This window comes from Halorhodospira sp. 9622 (assembly GCF_022228025.1).
In the GTDB taxonomy this organism is placed as follows: domain Bacteria; phylum Pseudomonadota; class Gammaproteobacteria; order Nitrococcales; family Halorhodospiraceae; genus Halorhodospira; species Halorhodospira halophila_A.
In genome coordinates, this window is sequence record NZ_JAJNRE010000002.1 from 90,259 (window position 1) to 109,558 (window position 19,300).

Sequence of the window (19,300 nt, forward strand, 5' to 3'; positions counted from 1 at the left end):
ACGACCTGCTCAGACCTCCATGAGCTCGCGTTCCTTCTCCTCGAGCAGGTCGTCGACTTGCGCCACGTACCGATCGGTGAGCTTCTGAATGGCCTCTTGGGCGCTGCGCTCCTCGTCCTCGGTGATGTCTTTGCCCTTGGCCAGGTCCTTGAGGTCCGAGTTGGCATCCCGGCGGACGTTGCGGATGGCGACGCGGGCCTGCTCGGCCTCGTTCTTGACCAGGCGGACCATCTCCTTGCGGCGGTCCTCGGTCAGTGAGGGCAGCGGCACCCGGATGACCTGCCCGGCCGTAACCGGACTCAGCCCCAGGTTCGAGGCCATGATCGCCTTCTCGATGGCGGGCACCATGTGCTTTTCGAAGGGCGTAACGGCGAGCGTGCGCGAATCCTCCACGCTGATGTTGGCCGCCTGCTTGATGGGCACCTCCATGCCGTAATACTCGACATTCACCTGATCAAGCAGACTTGTATGGGCGCGCCCGGTGCGCAGCCGAGCCAGGTCGTGCTTGAGGCTCTCGACAGCTTTGGCCATCCGGCGGTCGGCGTCTTCCTGGATATCTTCGATCACGATGATTCCTCCTGGGCGCTGGGCAGGCCCGGGTCGACCACGGTGCCCACCGGCTCGCCACGGGCCGCGGCGACCATGGTACCCGGGCTGGTGATGTCAAAGACCATGATGCGCATCGCTTGATCGCGGCACAGGACGATGGCGGTCGCGTCCATGACCTCCAGGCGCTTGCTCAGCACTTCATCGTAGGTGAGCTGCTGATAGCGTTTCGCCTCGGGGTCGCGGACCGGGTCGGAGCTGTAAACCCCGTCGACCTTGGTTCCCTTGAGCAGCAATTCGGCTCCGACCTCCACGGCGCGCAGACTGGCGGCGGAGTCGGTGGTGAAGAAGGGGTTGCCGGTACCGGCCGCGAAGATCACCACCCGGCCTTTCTCCAGGTGACGCACCGCCCGGCGGCGGATGTAATCCTCGCAGACCTGATTGATCTTGATGGCCGACATGACGCGGCAGAACACGTTCCGCCGCTCCAGAGCGTCCTGGATGGCCAGGGCGTTCATCACGGTGGCCAGCATGCCCATGTGATCGGCGGTGACGCGGTCCATGCCCGATGCGGCCAAACCGGCCCCGCGGAAGATGTTGCCACCCCCGATGACCACCGCCACCTGGACCCCCATGGCGTTGATCTCGGCGAGCTCGTCGGCGATGCGATCGAGCGTGTTGGCGGCGATCCCGTATTGTCCGTCACCCAGCAGCGCCTCGCCGCTGAGCTTGAGCAGTATCCGGCGATAGTGCGGCACCGTCATGACTCCGGCCTTTCGGTGAGCGGGCGCGGTGCCCGGGAACCCCGGGCACCGCCGTTGCTGATAGCGCCGCCCGGGCTCAGGAGTCGCGGACCTGGGCCATCACCTCGTCAGCGAAGCTCTCGTCCTTTTTCTCCTTGCCCTCGCCGACCTCGTAGCGCGCGAAGCGGGTCACTTCCGCGCCCTTGGCCTTGAGCAGGTCCCCGACGGTCTGATCCGGGTCCTTGACGAAGGGCTGACCGAGCAGCGTGATCTCGCTCAGATGCTTATTGAGCCGGCCCTCGACCATCTTTTCGACGATCTCTTCCGGCTTGCCACTCTCGCGAGCCTGCGCCAGCAGTACCTCTTTCTCGGAGGCCAGCTGATCCGACGGCACATCGTCGGGGCTGACGCAAACCGGCGAGGAGGCCGCGATGTGCATGGCCAGGTCGCGGCCGAGCTGCTCGTCGCCCCCGGTGTACTCGACCATCACGCCGATCCGCGCGCCGTGCAGGTACTGAGCCACCTGATGGTCCCCAGCGTAGCGGATTAAACGGCGGACCTCGATGTTCTCGCCGAGCTGCGCGACCATCTCCTGGCGCAGGGTCTCCACCGACTTGCCGTCGACCTCGCTGGCCAGCAGGGCGTCCAGGTCCTCGGCGCCGGAGTCCAGAGCCCGTTGCGCCACGGACTCGGCGAAGGCGCGGAACTCGTCGCCGTTGCCGACGAAGTCGGTCTCGGAGTTGACCTCGACGAGCACGCCGGCCTTGCCGTCATCGGAGCGGGCCGCCACGATGCGGCCTTCGGCCGCGACTCGATCGGCCTTCTTGTCGGCCTTGGCCAGGCCCTTCTTGCGCATCAGCTCTGCGGCGGCCTCCAGGTCGCCGTCGGCCTCCACCAGGGCCTTCTTGCACTCCATCATGCCGGAGCCGGTGCGCTCACGAAGCTGCTTGACCAGATTTGCGGATACGGACATCTCTGTTTGCCCCCCTCAGGATGCGGTGTCGTTGATCTCGACGAAGTCGTCCTTGCCCGAGGCCGCGGCATGACTGGTTGCCTGCTTGGCCTCGAGGACGGCATCGGCGATACCGCTGACGTAGAGCTCGATGGCACGGATGGCATCGTCGTTGCCGGGGATGACGTAGTCGACCTCGCGGGGCGAGCAGTTGGTGTCCACTACGCCGATGACCGGGATGCCGAGCTTCTTCGCCTCGGAGATGGCGATGTGCTCATAGCCCACGTCGACGACGAACATGGCGTCGGGAAGGCGCTCCATGTTCTTGATGCCCGAAAGACTGCGATCAAGTTTCTCGCGCTCGCGACTCAGCGCCAGCGCCTCGCGCTTGGTCACCTTGTCGAAGGTGCCGTCCTCCGCCTGGGTCTCCAGGTCCTTGAGGCGGGCGATGGAGTGCTTGACGGTGCGGAAATTGGTCATCATGCCGCCGAGCCAGCGGTGATCGACGTAGGGCATCCCGCAGCGGGCCGCATGCTCGCGGACCAGCTCCCGCGCCGGCCGCTTGGTCCCGACGAAGAGGATCTTGCCACCGTTGCTGGCCAGGCGCCCGGCGAAGTTCAGGGCGTCCTTGTAGAGGGGCAGCGTCTTCTCGAGGTTGATGATATGGATCTTGTTGCGCTCACCGAAGATGAAGGGGCGCATTTTCGGATCCCAGAAGCGGGTCTGGTGCCCGAAGTGCACTCCCGCTTCCAGCATCTGACGCATGGAAACGTCGGCCATGTCGGATCTCCTTGGATCGGGTTGAGCCTCCATACGCCCGCAGACGACGACCCGATCGCGCACGGCCACCGGGCACCCGGTCGAATGTGACGGCGTATGTGTGGATTCAGTGGTTTTCCCAGTTTGCTGGGCGCACCTTTACGCCGCAGCAGCGCGGTTTATACCACTATCGACAGTCGGTTACAAGAACGAACTGCACGGCCTGCCGATGCTGGGCAACACCCTCCACGGCCGGGCGGCGACACACCGCAGGCGAACTCCACATGTTATGATGAGGCGCATGTCTGTACCCATCAAAACCGCTGAAGAGATCGAGGGCATGCGCCGCGCCGGCCGGATGGCCGCGAGCGTGCTGGACATGATCGCCCCCCGGGTCGAGCCCGGGGTGACAACCGAGTACCTCGACGAGCTCTGTCATCGCTACATCACGGAGGAGCTCGGGGCGACGCCGGCGCCGCTGAACTACCGCGGCTTCCCCAAGGCCACCTGCACCTCGGTCAATCACGTCGTCTGCCACGGCATCCCCGGGCCGAAAAAGCTCAAGAAGGGCGATATCCTCAACATCGACGTGACGGTCATCGACCCCGAGGGCTGGCACGGCGACACCAGCCGGATGTTCTACGTCGGCGAGCCGAGCATCCTGGCCCGACGCCTCGTGGAAACCACCCGCGACTGCCTCTGGCGCGGCATCGAGCAGGTCCGGCCCGGCGCCACTCTGGGGGATATCGGCCACGCCGTGCAGTGCCACGCGGAGGAGCACAACTTCTCGGTCGTGCGAGAGTACTGCGGCCACGGCATCGGGCAGAGCTTCCACGAGGAGCCACAGGTGCTTCACTACGGCCAGCCCGGCACCGGCATGCGCCTCGAGCCCGGCATGACCTTCACCATCGAACCGATGATCAACGCCGGAAAACCGGCCACCAAGCTGCTGCGGGACCAGTGGACGGTGGTGACCAAGGACCGCAGCCTCTCGGCCCAGTGGGAGCACACCCTGCTTGTCACCGAGACCGGCTACGAGATCCTCACCCCGGCACCGGACGGCCGCTGAGTCGCCGCCCCATCGACAGGAGCCCCACCATGCCCGCCACGGCCCGCCCCGCCGTCCTGGAGTCCGGTGATCTAGCCCGGGCGCTGGAGGCGGGTGAGCCGCTGCTGCCCACCCTGCGCCAAGCCCTGCGGCAGGCTGATGCAGAGTTCGCCGAGCGATTCCGCGCCGGGACCGGCGCCGAGGAACTGGTTCCGGAACGGGCCGCCCTGGTGGATGAGGTGGTCCGACAATTGTGGCGAGGCAGCCTGGGCGGCGACGATCCAGGCGGCTGCGCGCTCCTGGCGGTGGGCGGCTACGGCCGCGGCGAGCTGCACCCGGGGTCCGACATCGACGTGTTGGTCCTGGTCGCCCCCGGGCGCAGAGAGGCGCTCACCCCTTCGCTCGAATCCCTCATCACCGGGTTATGGGATCTAGGTCTGGACATCGGTCACAGCGTTCGCAGCGTCGAGGAGTGCATCGAGGCCGCCGGCGACGACATCACCATCGCGACTAATCTCATGGAGTCGCGCCTGCTCTGCGGCGACCCGCAGCTTTGTCAGTCGCTGCGCCAGGCCATGTCGGCCGAGCGCATCTGGCCAAGCCCGGCCTTCTTCGAGGCCAAGCTGGCCGAGCAGCAGGCCCGCCACGCCAAATTCCACGACACCGCCTACAACCTGGAACCAAACATCAAATCCAGCCCCGGCGGTCTGCGCGACATCCAGATGGTGGGCTGGGTCGCCAAGCGCCACTTCGGGGCCGAGCACGTGCATGAGCTGGTCGCGGAGGGGTTCCTGACCGAAGCCGAGTACCAGGCCCTCCACGCCGGCCAACGCTTCCTCTGGGACGTGCGCTTCGGTCTGCACCTGATCGCCGGTCGACGCGAGGACCGTCTGCTCTTCGACCACCAGGTCGGTCTGGCCGAGCTGTTCGGCTACGTCGATGACGACCGCACCCTGGCCGTCGAGCAGTTCATGCAGCGCTACTTCCGCACCGCCATGGACATCTCGCGGCTGAACGAGATGCTCCTGCAGCACTTCCAGGAGGCGATCCTCTACGCCGGTTCGGGTACCGAGCCGACCCCGATCAACAAGCGCTTCCAGATCCGCCGCGACTTCCTTGAGGTCACCGACCCCTCGGTATTCCGGCGCTATCCATTCGCCCTGCTGGAGGTCTTCCTGGTGCTGCAGCAGCACCCGGAACTCAAGGGCGTGCGTGCCTCGACCATCCGGCTCATCCGCCAGCACCGGACGCTCATCGACGAGAGTTTCCGGCGCGATCTGCGTTGCCGCAGCCTGTTCATGGAGATCCTCCGCCAGCCCCAGGGCATCACCCACGCCCTGCGCCGGATGCACCGTTACGGCGTGCTCGGGCGCTACATCCCGGCGTTCGGGCGAATCGCCGGGCGCATGCAGTACGACCTGTTCCACGTCTACACCGTCGACTCGCACACCCTCTTCGTGGTGCGCAACCTGCGCCGCATGGCCCTGGCCGAGCACCGTGCCGAGCTGCCCCTGGCCCACGACATCATGCAGCAGCTGCCAAAACCCGAGCTGCTCTTCCTGGCGGGGTTGTTCCACGACATCGCCAAAGGCCGCGGCGGCGATCACTCCGAACTGGGCGCCACCGATGCCTACGACTTCTGCATCCAGCACGGGCTCGGGGCCTACGACGCCCGCCTGGTCGCCTGGCTGGTGCGCCACCACCTGGACATGTCGGTCACCGCGCAGCGCAAGGATCTCTCCGACCCGGCGGTGATCACCGAGTTCGCCCGCGCCATGGGCGACCAGCCCCACCTGGACTACCTCTACCTGCTGACCGTCGCCGACATCCGCGCCACCAACCCGGAACTCTGGAACGCCTGGCGGGCCGCGCTGCTCAACGAGCTCTACGGGCTGACCCGGGCCGCCATCCGCCGCGGACTGGGTAAGCCGCTGGACAAGCGCGAGCTGATCCGCGACACCCAGCGCGATGCCCGGCGAATCCTCCGCCAGCGCGGTTACGGACCGGGGCGCATCCGCAAAGTCTGGGGGGAGCTGCCGGAGGACTACTTCCTGCGCCACAGCGCCGAGGAGATCGCCTGGCACACCGAGGCCATTGCCGAGGCGCTGCCGGCCCAGCTCCCGCTGGTGCTGGCCGCCGCGCAGGACGCTGGAGGCGGCACGCGGATCTTCCTCTACGCACCCGACAGCACCGATCTCTTCGCCCGCTGTGTATGGGCCCTGGACCGGCTCGGTCTGAGCATCCAGGATGCCCGCGTGATCACCACCGACGCCGGCTATACCCTGGACAGCTACCGGGTGCTGGAACAACACGGCGAGCCACCGCGGGAGGAACAACGTATCGAGGAGGTGCGCCGCGTGCTGGCCGCCGCCGCCGCTGAGCAGGGCCCGCCCCCGGCCCCGGTGGCGCGGCACATCCCGCGACAGCTCCAGCACTTTCGCACCGAGACGCAGATCCGCTTTACGGACGACCCGGACAACACCCGCACCGTCGTGGAGCTGATCACCGCCGACCGGCCCGGACTGCTGGCACGGGTAGGCAGGGCGTTCTCGCAGTGCGGCGTGCGGGTCAAGAACGCCAAGATCGCCACTATGGGAGAGAGGGCCGAGGACGTGTTCTTCATCACCGATGACCAGGGCAAGCCTTTGCGCCGGCCGGCGCAGTACCGCTGTGTGCGTCAGGCCCTGCAAGGACTCCTCGACGCGGAGGATCTATGAATCGCGGTCTCTCCGAGCTGCAGCCCTACCCCTTCGAGCGCATGGAGCGGCTTCTGGCCGGGCACCGCGCGCCGGCTGCAGCGCCCATCCGGCTGGGGATCGGCGAGCCCCAGGATCCGCCCCCCGAGCTGCTCACCCGGGTGCTCCGCGATAACCTGGATCAGGTAGCTCGCTACCCGGCCACCCGGGGCCTCGAGTCGCTGCGCGAGGCGATCGCCGCTTGGCTGTGCCGGCGTTTCGACCTGCCCGGGACGGCCGTGGACCCTGCGTACCACGTGCTACCCGTCGCCGGGACCCGCGAGGCACTGTTTGCCATCGCCCAGACTGTCATCGGCCGCGGCCGGCCGTACGTGGCCATGCCCAACCCGTTCTATCAGATCTACGAGGGTGCAGCGCTGCTCAGCGGCGCGCGCCCGCTCTACCTGCCCATCGACCCGGGCAGCGGGCTGCCGGATCTCGACGCCATCGAGCCGCGGACCTGGCAGCGGGTCCAGCTGCTCTACCTCAACAGCCCGGCCAACCCGACCGGCGCCGTGGCCGGCACCGACTACCACCGCCGTGTGCTGGAACTCAGTGACCGGTACGGCTTCATCGTGGCCGCCGATGAGTGCTACAGCGAGATCTACGCCGACGAGGACGATCCCCCGCCCGGACTGCTGCAGGTCTGCCAGGCCGAGGGGCGCACCGACTTCCACCGTTGCCTGGTCTTCCACAGCCTGTCCAAGCGCTCCAACGCCCCCGGCCTGCGCTCCGGGTTCGTTGCCGGCGACCCGGGCCTGATCCACGCCTTCCTGCGCTACCGCACCTATCAGGGCTGCGCCCTGCCCCTGCACGTGCAGGCCGCGAGCACCGCAGCCTGGGGCGACGAGAGCCACGTCATCGACAACCGGGCGCGCTATCGCGAGCGCTACCGGGAGGTGTGTACCATTCTCGCCGACGCCCTCGAGGACGTTTCCCCGCCGCCGGCGACCTTCTATCTCTGGCCGCGCACACCGGTGGACGACCAGGAGTTCACCCGGCGGCTTTGGGAGGAAGAGCACGTCACGGTTCTACCGGGCAGCTTCCTCTCCCGCACCGGCCCTGACGGGGTTGCTCCGGGGGCGGGACGCATCCGCATGGCGCTGGTTCCCGACCTGGCCACCTGCATCGAGGCGGCGGAGCGGATCCGGCGGTTTGTCCAGAGAAATTTCCAATAGGGAGCCCAGCATGGCTGCAGACATCCAGAAGGTGATCGAAGAGGCGTTCGAACAACGCACCCGCCTCAACCCGAATGACACCCCCGCCGAGATCCGCGAGGCGGTCGATGAGGCCCTGCGCCGTCTGGATAGCGGCCAGGCACGGGTGGCCGAACCGGGCAACGGGGGCTGGCAGGTCAACGAGTGGCTGAAGAAAGCCGTCCTGCTCTCCTTCCGGCTCAACGACAACCGCCTGATGCGCGGCGGCGTGACCAACTTCTTCGACAAGGTGCCGATGAAGTTCGCCGACTGGGGCGAGGACGCCCTGCGCGAGTCCGGCGTGCGCGTGGTGCCGCCGGCGGCAGCGCGGCGCGGCAGCTACATCGCCCCCGGGGTGGTGCTGATGCCTTCCTACGTGAACATCGGCGCCTATGTGGACGAGGGAACCATGGTCGACACCTGGGCCACGGTGGGCTCCTGCGCCCAGATCGGCAAGAACGTCCATCTCTCCGGCGGCGTGGGCATCGGCGGCGTACTCGAGCCGCTGCAGGCCAACCCGACCATCATCGAGGACGAGTGCTTCATCGGCGCCCGCTCGGAGATCGTCGAGGGGGTGATCGTCGGCCGCGGCGCGGTGATCTCCATGGGCGTCTACATCGGCCAGAGCACCAAGATCTACGACCGCAACACCGGTGAGGTCCACTTCGGGCACGTTCCAGAGGGTGCCGTGGTCGTCCCGGGAAACCTCCCCGCCGCCGATGGCAGCCACAGTCTTTACTGTGCCGTGATCATCAAATACGCGGACGAGAAGACCCGCGCCAAGGTCGGCATCAACGAGCTGCTGCGCCCATGAGCGCAACCCTCGAGCTGGCCCGGGAGCTGATCCAGCGACCGTCGGTGACCCCCGAGGATGCCGGCTGCCAGACCCTCATCGCCGAACGCCTGGCCGCGGCCGGCTTCGGCGCCGAGTGGTTGAGCACCGGCGGGGTGACCAACCTGTGGGCGCAGCGCGGCACCGGGCGGCCGCTGTTCTGCTTCCTCGGCCATACCGATGTCGTCCCCAGTGGCCCGGAGTCAGCGTGGCAGCACCCACCTTTCCAGCCCATCGTCGAGGATGGCTGTCTCTACGGCCGCGGTGCGGCGGACATGAAGGGCAGCGTCGCCGCCTTCACCGCTGCCGTGGAGCGCTTCGTCGCCCACCATCCCAAGCACGCCGGCGCCATCGCGGTCCTGCTGACCAGCGACGAGGAGGGTCCTGCGGTGGATGGCACGCGCCACGTGGTGGAGACCCTGGCCGAGCGGGGCAGCGCCATCGACTACTGCCTCGTCGGCGAGCCCAGCAGCCAGGCGCAGTTGGGGGACGAATTCAAGGTCGGCCGCCGGGGATCGCTGACCGGCCACCTCACCGTCCACGGCGAGCAGGGTCACGTCGCCTACCCGCACCAGGCGGACAACCCCATCCACGTTTTCGCACCGGCGCTGCAGGAGCTCGTGGCCACCGAGTGGGATCAGGGTGACGACGACTTCCCGCCGACCAGCTTCCAGATCTCCAACATCCAGGCGGGCACCGGGGCGGACAACGTCATCCCCGGCGCCATGGAGGTCGTCTTCAACCTGCGCTACGCCCCGACGGTCTCCGCCGAGGATCTGCAGCAACGGATCGAGGCGATCCTCCACCACAACGGCGTCCACTACACGATATCCTGGCGGCACTCGGGCGGCCCCTTCGCCACCCGAGGCGGGGCGCTCATCGAGGCCGTCGAGCAGGCGGTCACTGCGCACACCGGGCGCTGTCCACGGCGATCGACCTCCGGGGGCACCTCCGATGGCCGCTTCATGGGCCCGACCGGCGCGCAGGTGGTGGAACTCGGCCCGCTGAACGCCACCATTCACAAGGCGAATGAGCACGTCGCGGTCGCCGACCTCGAAGCGCTGGAGGCGATCTACTTCGACATCCTGCAGCGCCTGCTGGACTGCGCGGCAGGCTGAGCCCCGGGCGGCGAGGGGCCCAGGGGCGATTTGATGCCTTCGGGCAACAGGATTAGATTGGAAGGCTGACCGGATCAGCGGTACGCGAGTGGCCCATGGAACCGAGCCCGCCGACGCACCCGCAGGACGGCGCGAGGCGTCACTACCGGCGCCCCGCCGAGCGGCCGTTCACCCGCGAGGAACGGGACCGGGTCACCCTGCTCTTCGGCAGTCTCAGCGTCGCTCATGATCGGCTGCTCACCGCCGCCGTGCGGGGGCTGGGTTACCATGCCGAGGCGATCCCCACGCCGGAGCGCGGCGATCTGCAGACCGGCCGGGAGCTTTGCAACAACGGCCAGTGCAATCCGGTCTACTTCGTCGCCGGCGCCCTGATCAACCACCTCGAACGGCGCCGAGCCGAGCGTAACCTCGCGCGGGACGAAGTTACGGACCGGTACGTCTTCGTCACGCCGGGCTCGTGCGGGCCCTGCCGTTTCGGGATGTACGAGGCGCAGTACCGGCAGGCCCTGGCCAAGGCCGGCTATCCGGGGTTCCGGGTGATCGCCTTCGACAAGAAGGGCGGCGGCGATGGCCACCCGGACGAGGGCTACGGAGACGGACTCTCCGTGGACCTTGGTCTCTACATCGCCGTGCTCGACGCCCTGTTCATGGCCGACGTGCTCAATGCCGTCTTCTACCGGGCGCGCCCCTACGCTACCGATAGCTCCGCGGCCGAACGGACCTTCGAGGCCTGCCTGAGCGAGTGCGAGCGGGCGCTCGGCCAGGGACGGCCGCATCCCCGGGTGACGGCCACGGCCCGGCTGCTGGCCGCCGTGACCCCCCTGTCCAGTGCCGAGGATGCCGCCCGCCTGCTCACCCGCCTGCGGGATTCGACCTGCACCGCCGCCCTGTCCCGCTGTCGCAGGATCATCGAAGCGGGTTTCGAGGTGGACTACCTGCGCCCGCGTCCCTTGGTGAAGGTCACCGGCGAGTTCTGGGCGCAGACCACCGAGGGGGACGGCAACTTCCGCATGTTCGAGTTTCTCGAGGGGGAAGGCGCCGAGATCCAGGTGGAACCGGTCGCCGGATGGGTCGACTACATGCGCCACGGGCTCCACGGCCAGCTCGATGAGGCCCGGGCGGCCGAGGCGGCGGCTCACGTCCGGACGGGCCGCGCCCTACTGCGGGCCACCACCACACGGTTGCGCCACTGGCTGATCGAGCAGATCGGCCGGCTCCTCCATCGCGAGTACGACCGCATGCGCGCCGCCCTCGGTAACTGTGCAGCCCCGCTGGCCGACCAGCGCACCCTGGAGCGTCTCGGCCGCCCCTACTACCACCCGCGCATCACCGGTGGCGAGGGACACCTTGAGGTGGCCAAGACGCTCTACTACCACCGCAACCGTCTGGCGCACATGACCCTCTCGCTCAAGCCCTTCGGCTGCATGCCCTCGACCCAGTCCGACGGGGCCCAGGCAGCCGTGCAGGCCGACTATCCGGATATCCGCTTCCTGCCCATTGAGACCTCCGGCGAGGGCGAGATCAACGCCTACTCGCGGGCACAGATGGCGCTGGGCGAGGCGCGCGAGTCCGCCCGCAACGAGTTCCAAGACGCCCTGACCGCCCGCGGCACCGACCTGGACACGCTGCGCGCCTACATCGCCGAACGCCCGCAGCTGCGCAGCCCGCTCTACCCGATCCCCCATACCGGCGGGGCGATCTGCCGGGCGGCACGGTTCGTCCATCACCTGGCCGATCGCATGGCCAGCCACCCGGACTCGCCCCGCCACGCCGCCACCGAGCACCAGCCCGGGGAGCCCCGTCATGCCCAGCCCCGCTGATCACGCCCCGATCCTGGTCGGCCTGGACGTCGGTTCCACCACGGTCAAGGCCGTAGTCATCGACGGTGCCGACGATACACTGCTCTGGCACGACTATCGCCGCCACGAAACGCGCCAGCTGGAGACCGTGCGTGACTTCCTCGCCCGGATCGAGGCAGCCATCCCAGCGGCGCGTCGCGAAGACCTGCGGCTGTTCACCACCGGCTCGGGGGGCGGCAGCGTCGCCCGGGCCCTGGGGGCGCGGTTCGTGCAGGAGGTCCACGCCGTGTCGCTGGCCGTCGAGTCGCGTTTCCCCGACGTCGGCAGCGTGGTCGAGCTCGGTGGCCAGGACGCCAAGATCATCGTCTTCAAGTCGCTGGAAGACGGCAGCAAGCGCAAGATCCCGGCCATGAACGACAAGTGCGCCGGGGGCACCGGCGCCGTGATCGACAAGATCGCCGCCAAGCTGGCCATCGCGCCGGAGCGGCTCGGCGACATGGGCTATGTCGGCCACACCGTCCACCCGGTGGCCGGGAAGTGCGGGGTCTTCGCCGAGACCGATATCAACTCCCTACAGAAGCAGGGGGTCGCCGCCGAGGAACTGATGGCCTCACTGTTTGAGGCCATCGTGCAGCAGAACCTCTCCGTCCTGACCCGGGGCCACACCCTCCACCCCCGGGTGCTGCTGCTCGGCGGGCCGAACACCTACATCCGCGGCCTTCAGGAGTGCTGGCGAAGCCACATCCAGGCCCTCTGGGAGGAGCGAGGCGTCGACTGGAACGCGCCGCTGGAGGCAGCCGTCCACGTCCCCGAGCAGGCCCAGTACTTCGCCGCGCTCGGCGCGGTCGCGTTCGGGCGCAGCGAGCTGGCCGATGACCCGGACGCCGGGCGCTACCCGGGGCCGGGCGTGCTGGACGATTGGCTGACGGAGCAGCGCACCGGCGGGCGGCGCCCGGGCGGCGCACCGCCCCTGGTCCAGGATTCCGCCGAGCTGGAAACGTTTCTGCGCGAGTTCCAGCCGCAACCCTGGCAGCCGGCCCGCTTCTCCCCCGGCGAAAGGGTGACCGGCTATGTGGGGATCGACGCCGGGTCCACCTCCACCAAGGGCGTCCTGCTGGATCCGGACGGCGAGGTCCTCGCCAAGGCCTATCGACTCTCTGGAGGCAACCCCATCGAGGACGCCGTTGCCCTGCTCGCCGAACTGGAGACCGCCGTCCTGCGCCAAGGGGCGGAACTGGAAGTCCTCGGTGTGGGCACCACCGGATACGCCAAGGATATCCTGCGCGACGTGCTGCATGCGGATACCGCGGTCGTCGAGACGGTGGCCCACGCCCACGCCTGCGAAAAAGAGCACCCCGGGACCGACTGCATCGTCGATGTCGGCGGCCAGGACATCAAGCTGATGTTCCTGCGCGACGGCCGGGTCCGCGACTTCCGTCTCAACACCCAATGCTCGGCGGGCAACGGCTACTTCCTGCAGGCAACCGCGCGCGCCTTTGGCATCGAGCTCGAGGACTACGCCGAGACCGCGCTCAGCGCGGAGGCGATGCCCGTGTTCAACCACGGCTGTGCGGTCTTCCTGCAGTCGGACATCGTCGACTTCCAGCGCAAGGGCTGGCAGCGCCACGAGATCCTCGCCGGCCTGGCGGCGGTCCTGCCGAAGAACATCTGGCTCTATGTGGCGCAGCAGCCCAACCCGGCGGATCTGGGACGGCGTTTCGTCTTACAAGGGGGAACGCAGCACAACCTCGCCGCCGTGAAGGCACAGGTGGACTACCTGCGCGAGCGCTTCCGGCAGGTGGGGGCGAAGTGTGACATCCGCGTGCACCGCCACTGCGGTGAATCCGGGGCGATCGGCGCGGGGCTCGAGGCCCGCCGACTGCACCGCAGCGAGCACCGCCGCTCGACGTTCATCGGCTTCGAACGCGCGCGCCGCCTCCAACACCACACCATCCGCGACGAGCGCACACGGTGTCGTTTCTGCCGCAACCTCTGCCTGCGGACCTTCATCGACGTGGCCACCGGCGACGTCACCGAGCCGGCAACCGGGGCCGATACGCCACCCCGGACCTCGGTCCCCTTGGCCCCCGGTTTCCGGCGCGTAATCATCGCCTCCTGCGAGCAGGGCGAGGTCGAGGACAAAGACACCATGCAGCGCATCAAGGCGGCGCTCGATCGCGACGCCGAGCGCAATCCGAATCACCTGGACCGCGCCGCCCGCGAGGTCTTCCGCACCCCGCAGGTCGAAGGGGTCGCCGACCCGCTGCCACAGACCCGCCTGCCCGGCCCGCTGGGCCGCCCTGCGGCCCGCCGCCGGGCGGCGATGGCCTATCGCCGTCAGGTGCGCATCGGTATCCCCCGGGTCCTGAACCTCTACAGCTGCGCGCCCTTCTTCCTCGGCTATTTCACAGCGCTCGGCGTCCCCGAACGGGCGCTGGTCTTCTCCGACTACACCGATCCGGAACTCTACCGTCGCGGCGCCAACCGCGGCAGCATCGACCCGTGCTTCCCGAGCAAGCTCGGCATCCCGCACGTCCATAACCTGCTTACCCGCAAACACCGCCGGCGCCCGCTCACCCACATCTTCTTCCCGATGATCAAGAGTCTGCCCGGCGCTCTGGACGGCGCACTCGCCGCCCAGGCGTGCCCGACGGTGCCGGGCACCGCCGAAGCCACCCACGCCGCCTTCCGCCGCGAGGGGGACGTGTTCGCCGAGCACGGGATCCGCTTCCGCAAGACCCTGGTCAACCTGGACGACGCGGCGCTGTGTGCCGAACAGATGCGCGCCGACTGGGGAGAGGAACTCGGCATCAGCGCCAGGGAGTCAAGGCGCGCCGCGGAACAGGGCCTGGCAGCCCTGCACGCCTTCCACGAGCGGATGGAGGCCGAACAGCGGCAGACGCTGCAGCGGCTGGAGCAGGAAGGACGGGTGGGTATCGGGGTCCTCGGCCGGCCCTACCACAACGATCCGGGCATCAACCACGGCATCCTCGATGATCTGCAGCGCAAGGGCTACCCGATCCTGTGGCAGGACGCCCTGCCCCGCGATCCGGCCACGCTCGAGCAGCTCTTCGGCGCCGAGGTGCGCGCCGGCGCCATGCGCTCGGCGCTGGCCATCGACGATGTCTGGAAGCACGACTTCTCAGAGCACAGCTCCCGCAAGCTCTGGGCGGCGAAGTTCATCGCCCGCCACCCCAACTTGGTGGCCGTAGAGCTGTCGAACTTCAAGTGCGGCCACGACGCCCCGATCTACTCGGTGATCGAGGCGATCATCGAGCAATCCGGAACACCCTACTTCTGCTTCAAGGACCTAGACGAGAACCGTCCCGGCGGATCGATCCAGATCCGCACCGAGACCATCGACTACTTCCTGCGCCGATACCAGGCCGAGCTACCCGCCAAGCGCTCGGCTGCCTGAGCACGGGGCGGCCGCTCGGCCGCCCCGTGCGCAGGTCTTCACACGCCGATCAGATCGCGCATGTCGTAGAGCCCCGGCGGTTGTTCCACCAGCCACGTGGCGGCCCGCAGGGCGCCGGCGGCAAAGGTGGTGCGGCTCGAGGCCTTGTGGGTGAGCTCGACCCGTTCACCGTCCCCGCCAAAAAGCACGGTATGCTCACCGACGATGTCGCCGGCACGGATCGTCTCGAAGCCGATGGCCCGCCGGTCGCGCTCCCCGGTGTAGCCCTCGCGGCCGTAGACGGCGCATTGCCCCAAGTCACGTCCCAAGGCATCGGCCGCCGCCTCGCCGAGCCGAAGCGCAGTACCCGAAGGGGCATCCACCTTGTGGCGGTGGTGGGCCTCGATGATCTCGATGTCGCTGTGCTCACCGATGGCGCGGGCGGCCTGCTCGACCAGCGCGGTCAGCAGCGTCACTCCGGTCGAATAGTTGGCCGCGTGCATGACCGCCACTTGCTCCGAGAGCTGCCGCACCGCCTCGCGCTGGGCCTCGCCGAGGCCCGTGGTCCCCAGTACCAGCGGGCGGCCGGCCTGCGCACAGGCAGCAGTCACCGCCTCCGTCGCCTCGGGGAGGCTGAAATCGATCACAGCCTCGGAGGCAGACACGGCGGTCGCAATGTCGTCCCCGACGGTCACGCCCACCGCCCCTTGCCCGGCGAGTTCACCGGCATCCCGACCGACGGCCTCGCCACCGGCCCGGTCGGTGGCGGCGGCCAGATGCACCCCCGGCTGCCGGTGCACCACATCGATCAGCATACGGCCCATGCGGCCGCCGGCCCCGATGATGCCGATGCCCAGGCTCATATCCGCCACTCCTCGATAAAGCGCTTGACCTTGTCGAGCCACGACGAGGTGTGCGGATGGTGCTTGCCTCCGGTGTCCTGCAGGGTCGCCTGAAACTCCTCGAGCAGCTCACGCTGGCGCTTGGTCAGGTTGACCGGCGTCTCGACGTGGATCCGGCAGAGCAGGTCGCCCTGGCGGTTGCCGCGCACCGGCTTGACCCCCTTGCCGCGCAGGCGGAACACCTGGTTGGGCTGGGTCCCCGGCGGGATGCGCAGGTTCACGCGGCCGTCGAGGGTGGGCACCTCAACCTCGCCGCCGAGGGCCGCGGTGACGATGTCCACCGGTACCTGGCAGTGCAGGTCGGCCCCGTCACGCTCGAAGAACTCATGCTCGCGCACGGCGACCTGGACGTACAGGTCACCCGGCGGACCACCGCGCTCGCCCGGTTCGCCCTCGCCGGAGAGGCGGATGCGGTCGCCGGTATCGACGCCGGCGGGGATGCGCACGCTGAGGGTCTTGCGGTCCTCGACCCGACCCCGGCCCCGGCACTTGGGACACGGGTCGGTCACCACAACGCCCTCGCCGCCGCAGCGCGGACAGGTCTGCTGGATGGAAAAGAATCCCTGCTGCACGCGCACGTCGCCGTGGCCCTTACAGGTCGGGCACGTCTGCGGCTTGGAGCCGGCCCGGGAGCCCGAGCCCTTGCACGAGTCGCATTCGACGTGGGTGGGCACCTGGATCTGCTCCTCGGTACCGCGCACCGCGTCCTCGAGGCTCAGCTCGAGTGTGTAGCGCAGGTCGGCACCGCGGAAGGCCCGGCTGCGGCCGCCGCCGCGCCCCCCCCCGGAGCCGAAGATATCCCCGAAGACGTCGGAGAAGATATCCGAGAAATCGGGGCCGCCCGGTCCGGCGCCACCACCGTAGCCGCGCGGCCCGCCACCGCCGGCGGACGGATCCACCCCGGCGTGGCCGAACTGGTCGTAGGCGGCGCGCTTCTGCGCGTCCGAGAGGACCTCGTAGGCCTCCTTGACCTCCTTGAAGCGCTCGGCCGACTCCTCGTCCCCCGGATTGCGGTCCGGATGGTACTTCTGGGCCATGCGCCGGTAGGCCTTCTTGATCTCGGCGTCAGAGGCGTTCTTGTTGACCCCCAACACCTCGTAGTAGTCACGCTTCGCCATAGGCTGCTCCGCGTTTCAGCACCCGGTAACGACAAAGGCGCAGGAGGGTGTCCCACCCTGCGCCTCCGCTCTGGCGGGGGGCCCCCCCCCCCCCCGGCCCCCCCCCCCCCCCCCCCCCCCCCGGCTGCGGCTCACTTGCGGGAGTTGCCGTCCTCGTCCTTGACCTCTTCGAAGTCGGCGTCGACCACGTCCTCCTTTTGCTCGCCCGACGCGGCCTCGCCGGAGCCCGCACCCGCGGAGGCCTCTTCGCCGCCACCGGACTGCTGGTACGCCTTCTGCGCCAGCTCGCCGGCCTTGGTCGCCAGCTCCTGGGTCTTCTGCTCGATGGCCTCCTTGTCCTCGCCGTCCTTGACCTGCTCGAGCTCACTGATGGCGCTCTCGATCTCCTGCTTCTCGGCATCGCCGACCTGCTCGCCGAGATCCGACAGCGTCTTGCGGGTCGAGTGGATCATGTTCTCGGCCTGATTGCGCGCCTCGACCAGCTCGCGCTGCTTGCGGTCCTCTTCGGCGTGCTCCTCGGCCTCCTTGACCATACGCTCGATCTCGTCCTCGGTCAGCCCGGAGGAGGCCTTGATCTCGATGCCGGTCTCCTTGCCGGTGGCCTTGTCCTTGGCCGAGACGTTGAGGATGCCGTTGGCGTCGATGTCGAAGGCGACCTCGATCTGCGGCACACCGCGCGGCGACGGGGGGATGTCGGTCAGATCGAAACGACCGAGGGACTTGTTGTCCTTGGCCATCTCCCGCTCGCCCTGCAGGACGTGGACGGTCACGGCGGTCTGGTTGTCCTCGGCGGTCGAGAAGGTCTGCGTCCCCTTGGTGGGGATGGTGGTGTTCTTCTCGATGATCTTGGTCATCACGCCACCGAGGGTCTCGATGCCCAGCGACAGCGGCGTGACGTCGAGCAGCAGAACGTCCTTGACGTCACCGCCGAGCACACCGGCCTGGATCGCTGCACCCACGGCCACGGCCTCGTCCGGGTTGACGTCCTTGCGCGGATCCTTACCGAAGTAATCCTTGACCTTCTCCTGGACCTTCGGCATCCGCGTCTGGCCACCGACCAGGATCACGTCCTGGATGTCGCTGGCCGCCAGGCCTGCGTCCTTGAGCGCGGTCTTGCACGGCTCGATGGTGCGCTCGACCAGGTCCTCGACCAGCGACTCGAGCTTCGCCCTGGTGAGCTTGATGGCCATGTGCTTCGGACCGCTCTGATCCGCGGTGATGTAGGGCAGATTGATCTCGGTCTGCTGGCTCGAGGAGAGCTCCACCTTGGCCTTCTCGGCCGCCTCGCGCAGGCGCTGCAGCGCCAGGTGATCCTGGCCGAGGTCAATGCCCTGGTCCTTCTTGAACTCCTGGATCAGGTAGTCGATGATCCGCTTGTCGAAATCCTCGCCCCCCAGGAAGGTATCGCCGGAGGTGGAGAGGACCTCGAACTGCTTCTCGCCGTCGACCTCGGCGATCTCGATGATCGACACGTCGAAGGTGCCGCCGCCCAGGTCGTAGACCGCGACCTTCTTGTCGCCGCCCTCCTTGTCCAGGCCGTAGGCCAGCGCCGCCGCCGTCGGCTCGTTGATGATGCGCTTGACCTCGAGTCCGGCGATCTTGCCGGCATCCTTGGTGGCCTGGCGCTGGGAGTCGTTGAAGTACGCCGGGACGGTGATCACTGCCTCGGTGACCTCCTCACCCAGGTAGTCCTCGGCGGTGCTCTTCATCTTCTGCAGGGTGCGCGCCGAGACCTCCGGCGGCGCCATCTTCTTACCCTGCGCCTCGACCCAGGCGTCGCCATTGTCCGCCTTGACGATCTTGTACGGCATCTCCTTGATGTCGCGCTGGACGACATCCTCGTCGAAGCGCCGGCCGATCAGGCGCTTGACCGCATGGATGGTGTTCTCCGGGTTGGTGACCGACTGCCGCTTGGCCGGGGCGCCGGTGAGCACCTCGCCATCCTCGGCGAAAGCCACCACCGACGGGGTGGTCCGATCGCCCTCCGCGTTCTCGATCACGCGGGTCTTATTGCCCTCCATGACCGCCACGCACGAGTTGGTCGTGCCCAGGTCGATGCCGATGATCTTACCCATAATTCGCTCCTGCTAACCGTTGAATCTGTCCGGGCCTGATTGCCTTCTGCCCCTTAAGTGCGGTGCCCCATCGGCTTTTT

14 protein-coding genes are annotated in these 19,300 nt (G+C 68.2%); 7 read left to right on the forward strand and 7 right to left on the reverse strand.

The window, feature by feature from the left end; genetic code table 11:
* Positions 1–9 precede the first annotated feature (9 nt).
* The 4 genes from frr to rpsB form a co-directional block, all read right to left on the reverse strand.
* On the reverse strand, positions 10–567 hold the full coding sequence (gene frr / locus LRG07_RS01580; RefSeq protein WP_201242640.1) for a ribosome recycling factor: 558 nt from the start codon (positions 565–567) through the stop codon (positions 10–12).
* Positions 564–1,310 (reverse strand): UMP kinase, encoded by a 747-nt coding sequence (gene pyrH / locus LRG07_RS01585; protein WP_201170595.1) that lies wholly within the window; start codon positions 1,308–1,310, stop codon positions 564–566. Before pyrH ends, frr begins: the two co-directional genes overlap by 4 nt.
* A 76-nt stretch (positions 1,311–1,386) precedes the next feature.
* The gene (gene tsf / locus LRG07_RS01590) at positions 1,387–2,262 is read right to left on the reverse strand and encodes a translation elongation factor Ts (RefSeq protein WP_201242641.1); all 876 of its coding nucleotides are present in this window, start codon (positions 2,260–2,262) and stop codon (positions 1,387–1,389) included.
* A 15-nt stretch (positions 2,263–2,277) separates the two neighbouring features.
* A complete protein-coding gene (gene rpsB / locus LRG07_RS01595; RefSeq protein ID WP_201170597.1) occupies positions 2,278–3,021 on the reverse strand; it encodes a 30S ribosomal protein S2 in 744 nt (247 codons plus the stop codon).
* A 280-nt stretch (positions 3,022–3,301) separates the two neighbouring features.
* Between rpsB and map the strand changes: the two genes are divergently transcribed.
* From map to LRG07_RS01630, 7 genes are all read left to right on the forward strand, one after another.
* The gene (map, locus tag LRG07_RS01600) at positions 3,302–4,069 is read left to right on the forward strand and encodes a type I methionyl aminopeptidase (RefSeq protein ID WP_201242642.1); all 768 of its coding nucleotides are present in this window, start codon (positions 3,302–3,304) and stop codon (positions 4,067–4,069) included.
* Between the two features lie 29 nt (positions 4,070–4,098).
* Positions 4,099–6,765 carry a [protein-PII] uridylyltransferase gene (gene glnD / locus LRG07_RS01605; protein WP_238633186.1) on the forward strand — a complete coding sequence of 889 codons (2,667 nt, stop codon included), beginning with the start codon at positions 4,099–4,101 and terminating at the stop codon, positions 6,763–6,765.
* A complete protein-coding gene (gene dapC, locus LRG07_RS01610; RefSeq protein WP_201170602.1) occupies positions 6,762–7,961 on the forward strand; it encodes a succinyldiaminopimelate transaminase in 1,200 nt (399 codons plus the stop codon). The genes glnD and dapC overlap by 4 nt, the downstream gene beginning before the upstream one ends.
* Before the next feature lie 10 nt (positions 7,962–7,971).
* On the forward strand, positions 7,972–8,793 hold the full coding sequence (gene dapD / locus LRG07_RS01615) for a 2,3,4,5-tetrahydropyridine-2,6-dicarboxylate N-succinyltransferase (protein WP_201242644.1): 822 nt from the start codon (positions 7,972–7,974) through the stop codon (positions 8,791–8,793).
* On the forward strand, positions 8,790–9,929 hold the full coding sequence (dapE, locus tag LRG07_RS01620) for a succinyl-diaminopimelate desuccinylase (RefSeq protein ID WP_201170605.1): 1,140 nt from the start codon (positions 8,790–8,792) through the stop codon (positions 9,927–9,929). Before dapD ends, dapE begins: the two co-directional genes overlap by 4 nt.
* A 95-nt stretch (positions 9,930–10,024) precedes the next feature.
* Complete coding sequence (locus LRG07_RS01625; RefSeq protein ID WP_201242646.1) at positions 10,025–11,749, forward strand: activator of (R)-2-hydroxyglutaryl-CoA dehydratase; 1,725 nt, start codon at positions 10,025–10,027, stop codon at positions 11,747–11,749.
* Entirely contained in the window at positions 11,733–15,146 is a 3,414-nt protein-coding gene (locus tag LRG07_RS01630) for a BadF/BadG/BcrA/BcrD ATPase family protein (RefSeq protein WP_238641612.1), read from the forward strand. The genes LRG07_RS01625 and LRG07_RS01630 overlap by 17 nt, the downstream gene beginning before the upstream one ends.
* 38 nt (positions 15,147–15,184) lie before the next feature.
* Here the strand turns inward: LRG07_RS01630 and dapB are convergent, their stop codons facing one another.
* From dapB to dnaK, 3 genes are all read right to left on the reverse strand, one after another.
* Positions 15,185–15,988, reverse strand: coding sequence for a 4-hydroxy-tetrahydrodipicolinate reductase (dapB, locus tag LRG07_RS01635; RefSeq protein ID WP_201170611.1), 804 nt, complete (start codon positions 15,986–15,988; stop codon positions 15,185–15,187).
* Positions 15,985–17,145, reverse strand: coding sequence for a molecular chaperone DnaJ (dnaJ, locus tag LRG07_RS01640; protein ID WP_201170613.1), 1,161 nt, complete (start codon positions 17,143–17,145; stop codon positions 15,985–15,987). The genes dapB and dnaJ overlap by 4 nt, the downstream gene beginning before the upstream one ends.
* Before the next feature lie 131 nt (positions 17,146–17,276).
* On the reverse strand, positions 17,277–19,220 hold the full coding sequence (gene dnaK, locus LRG07_RS01645; RefSeq protein ID WP_201170615.1) for a molecular chaperone DnaK: 1,944 nt from the start codon (positions 19,218–19,220) through the stop codon (positions 17,277–17,279).
* Between the last annotated feature and the right edge of the window lie 80 nt (positions 19,221–19,300).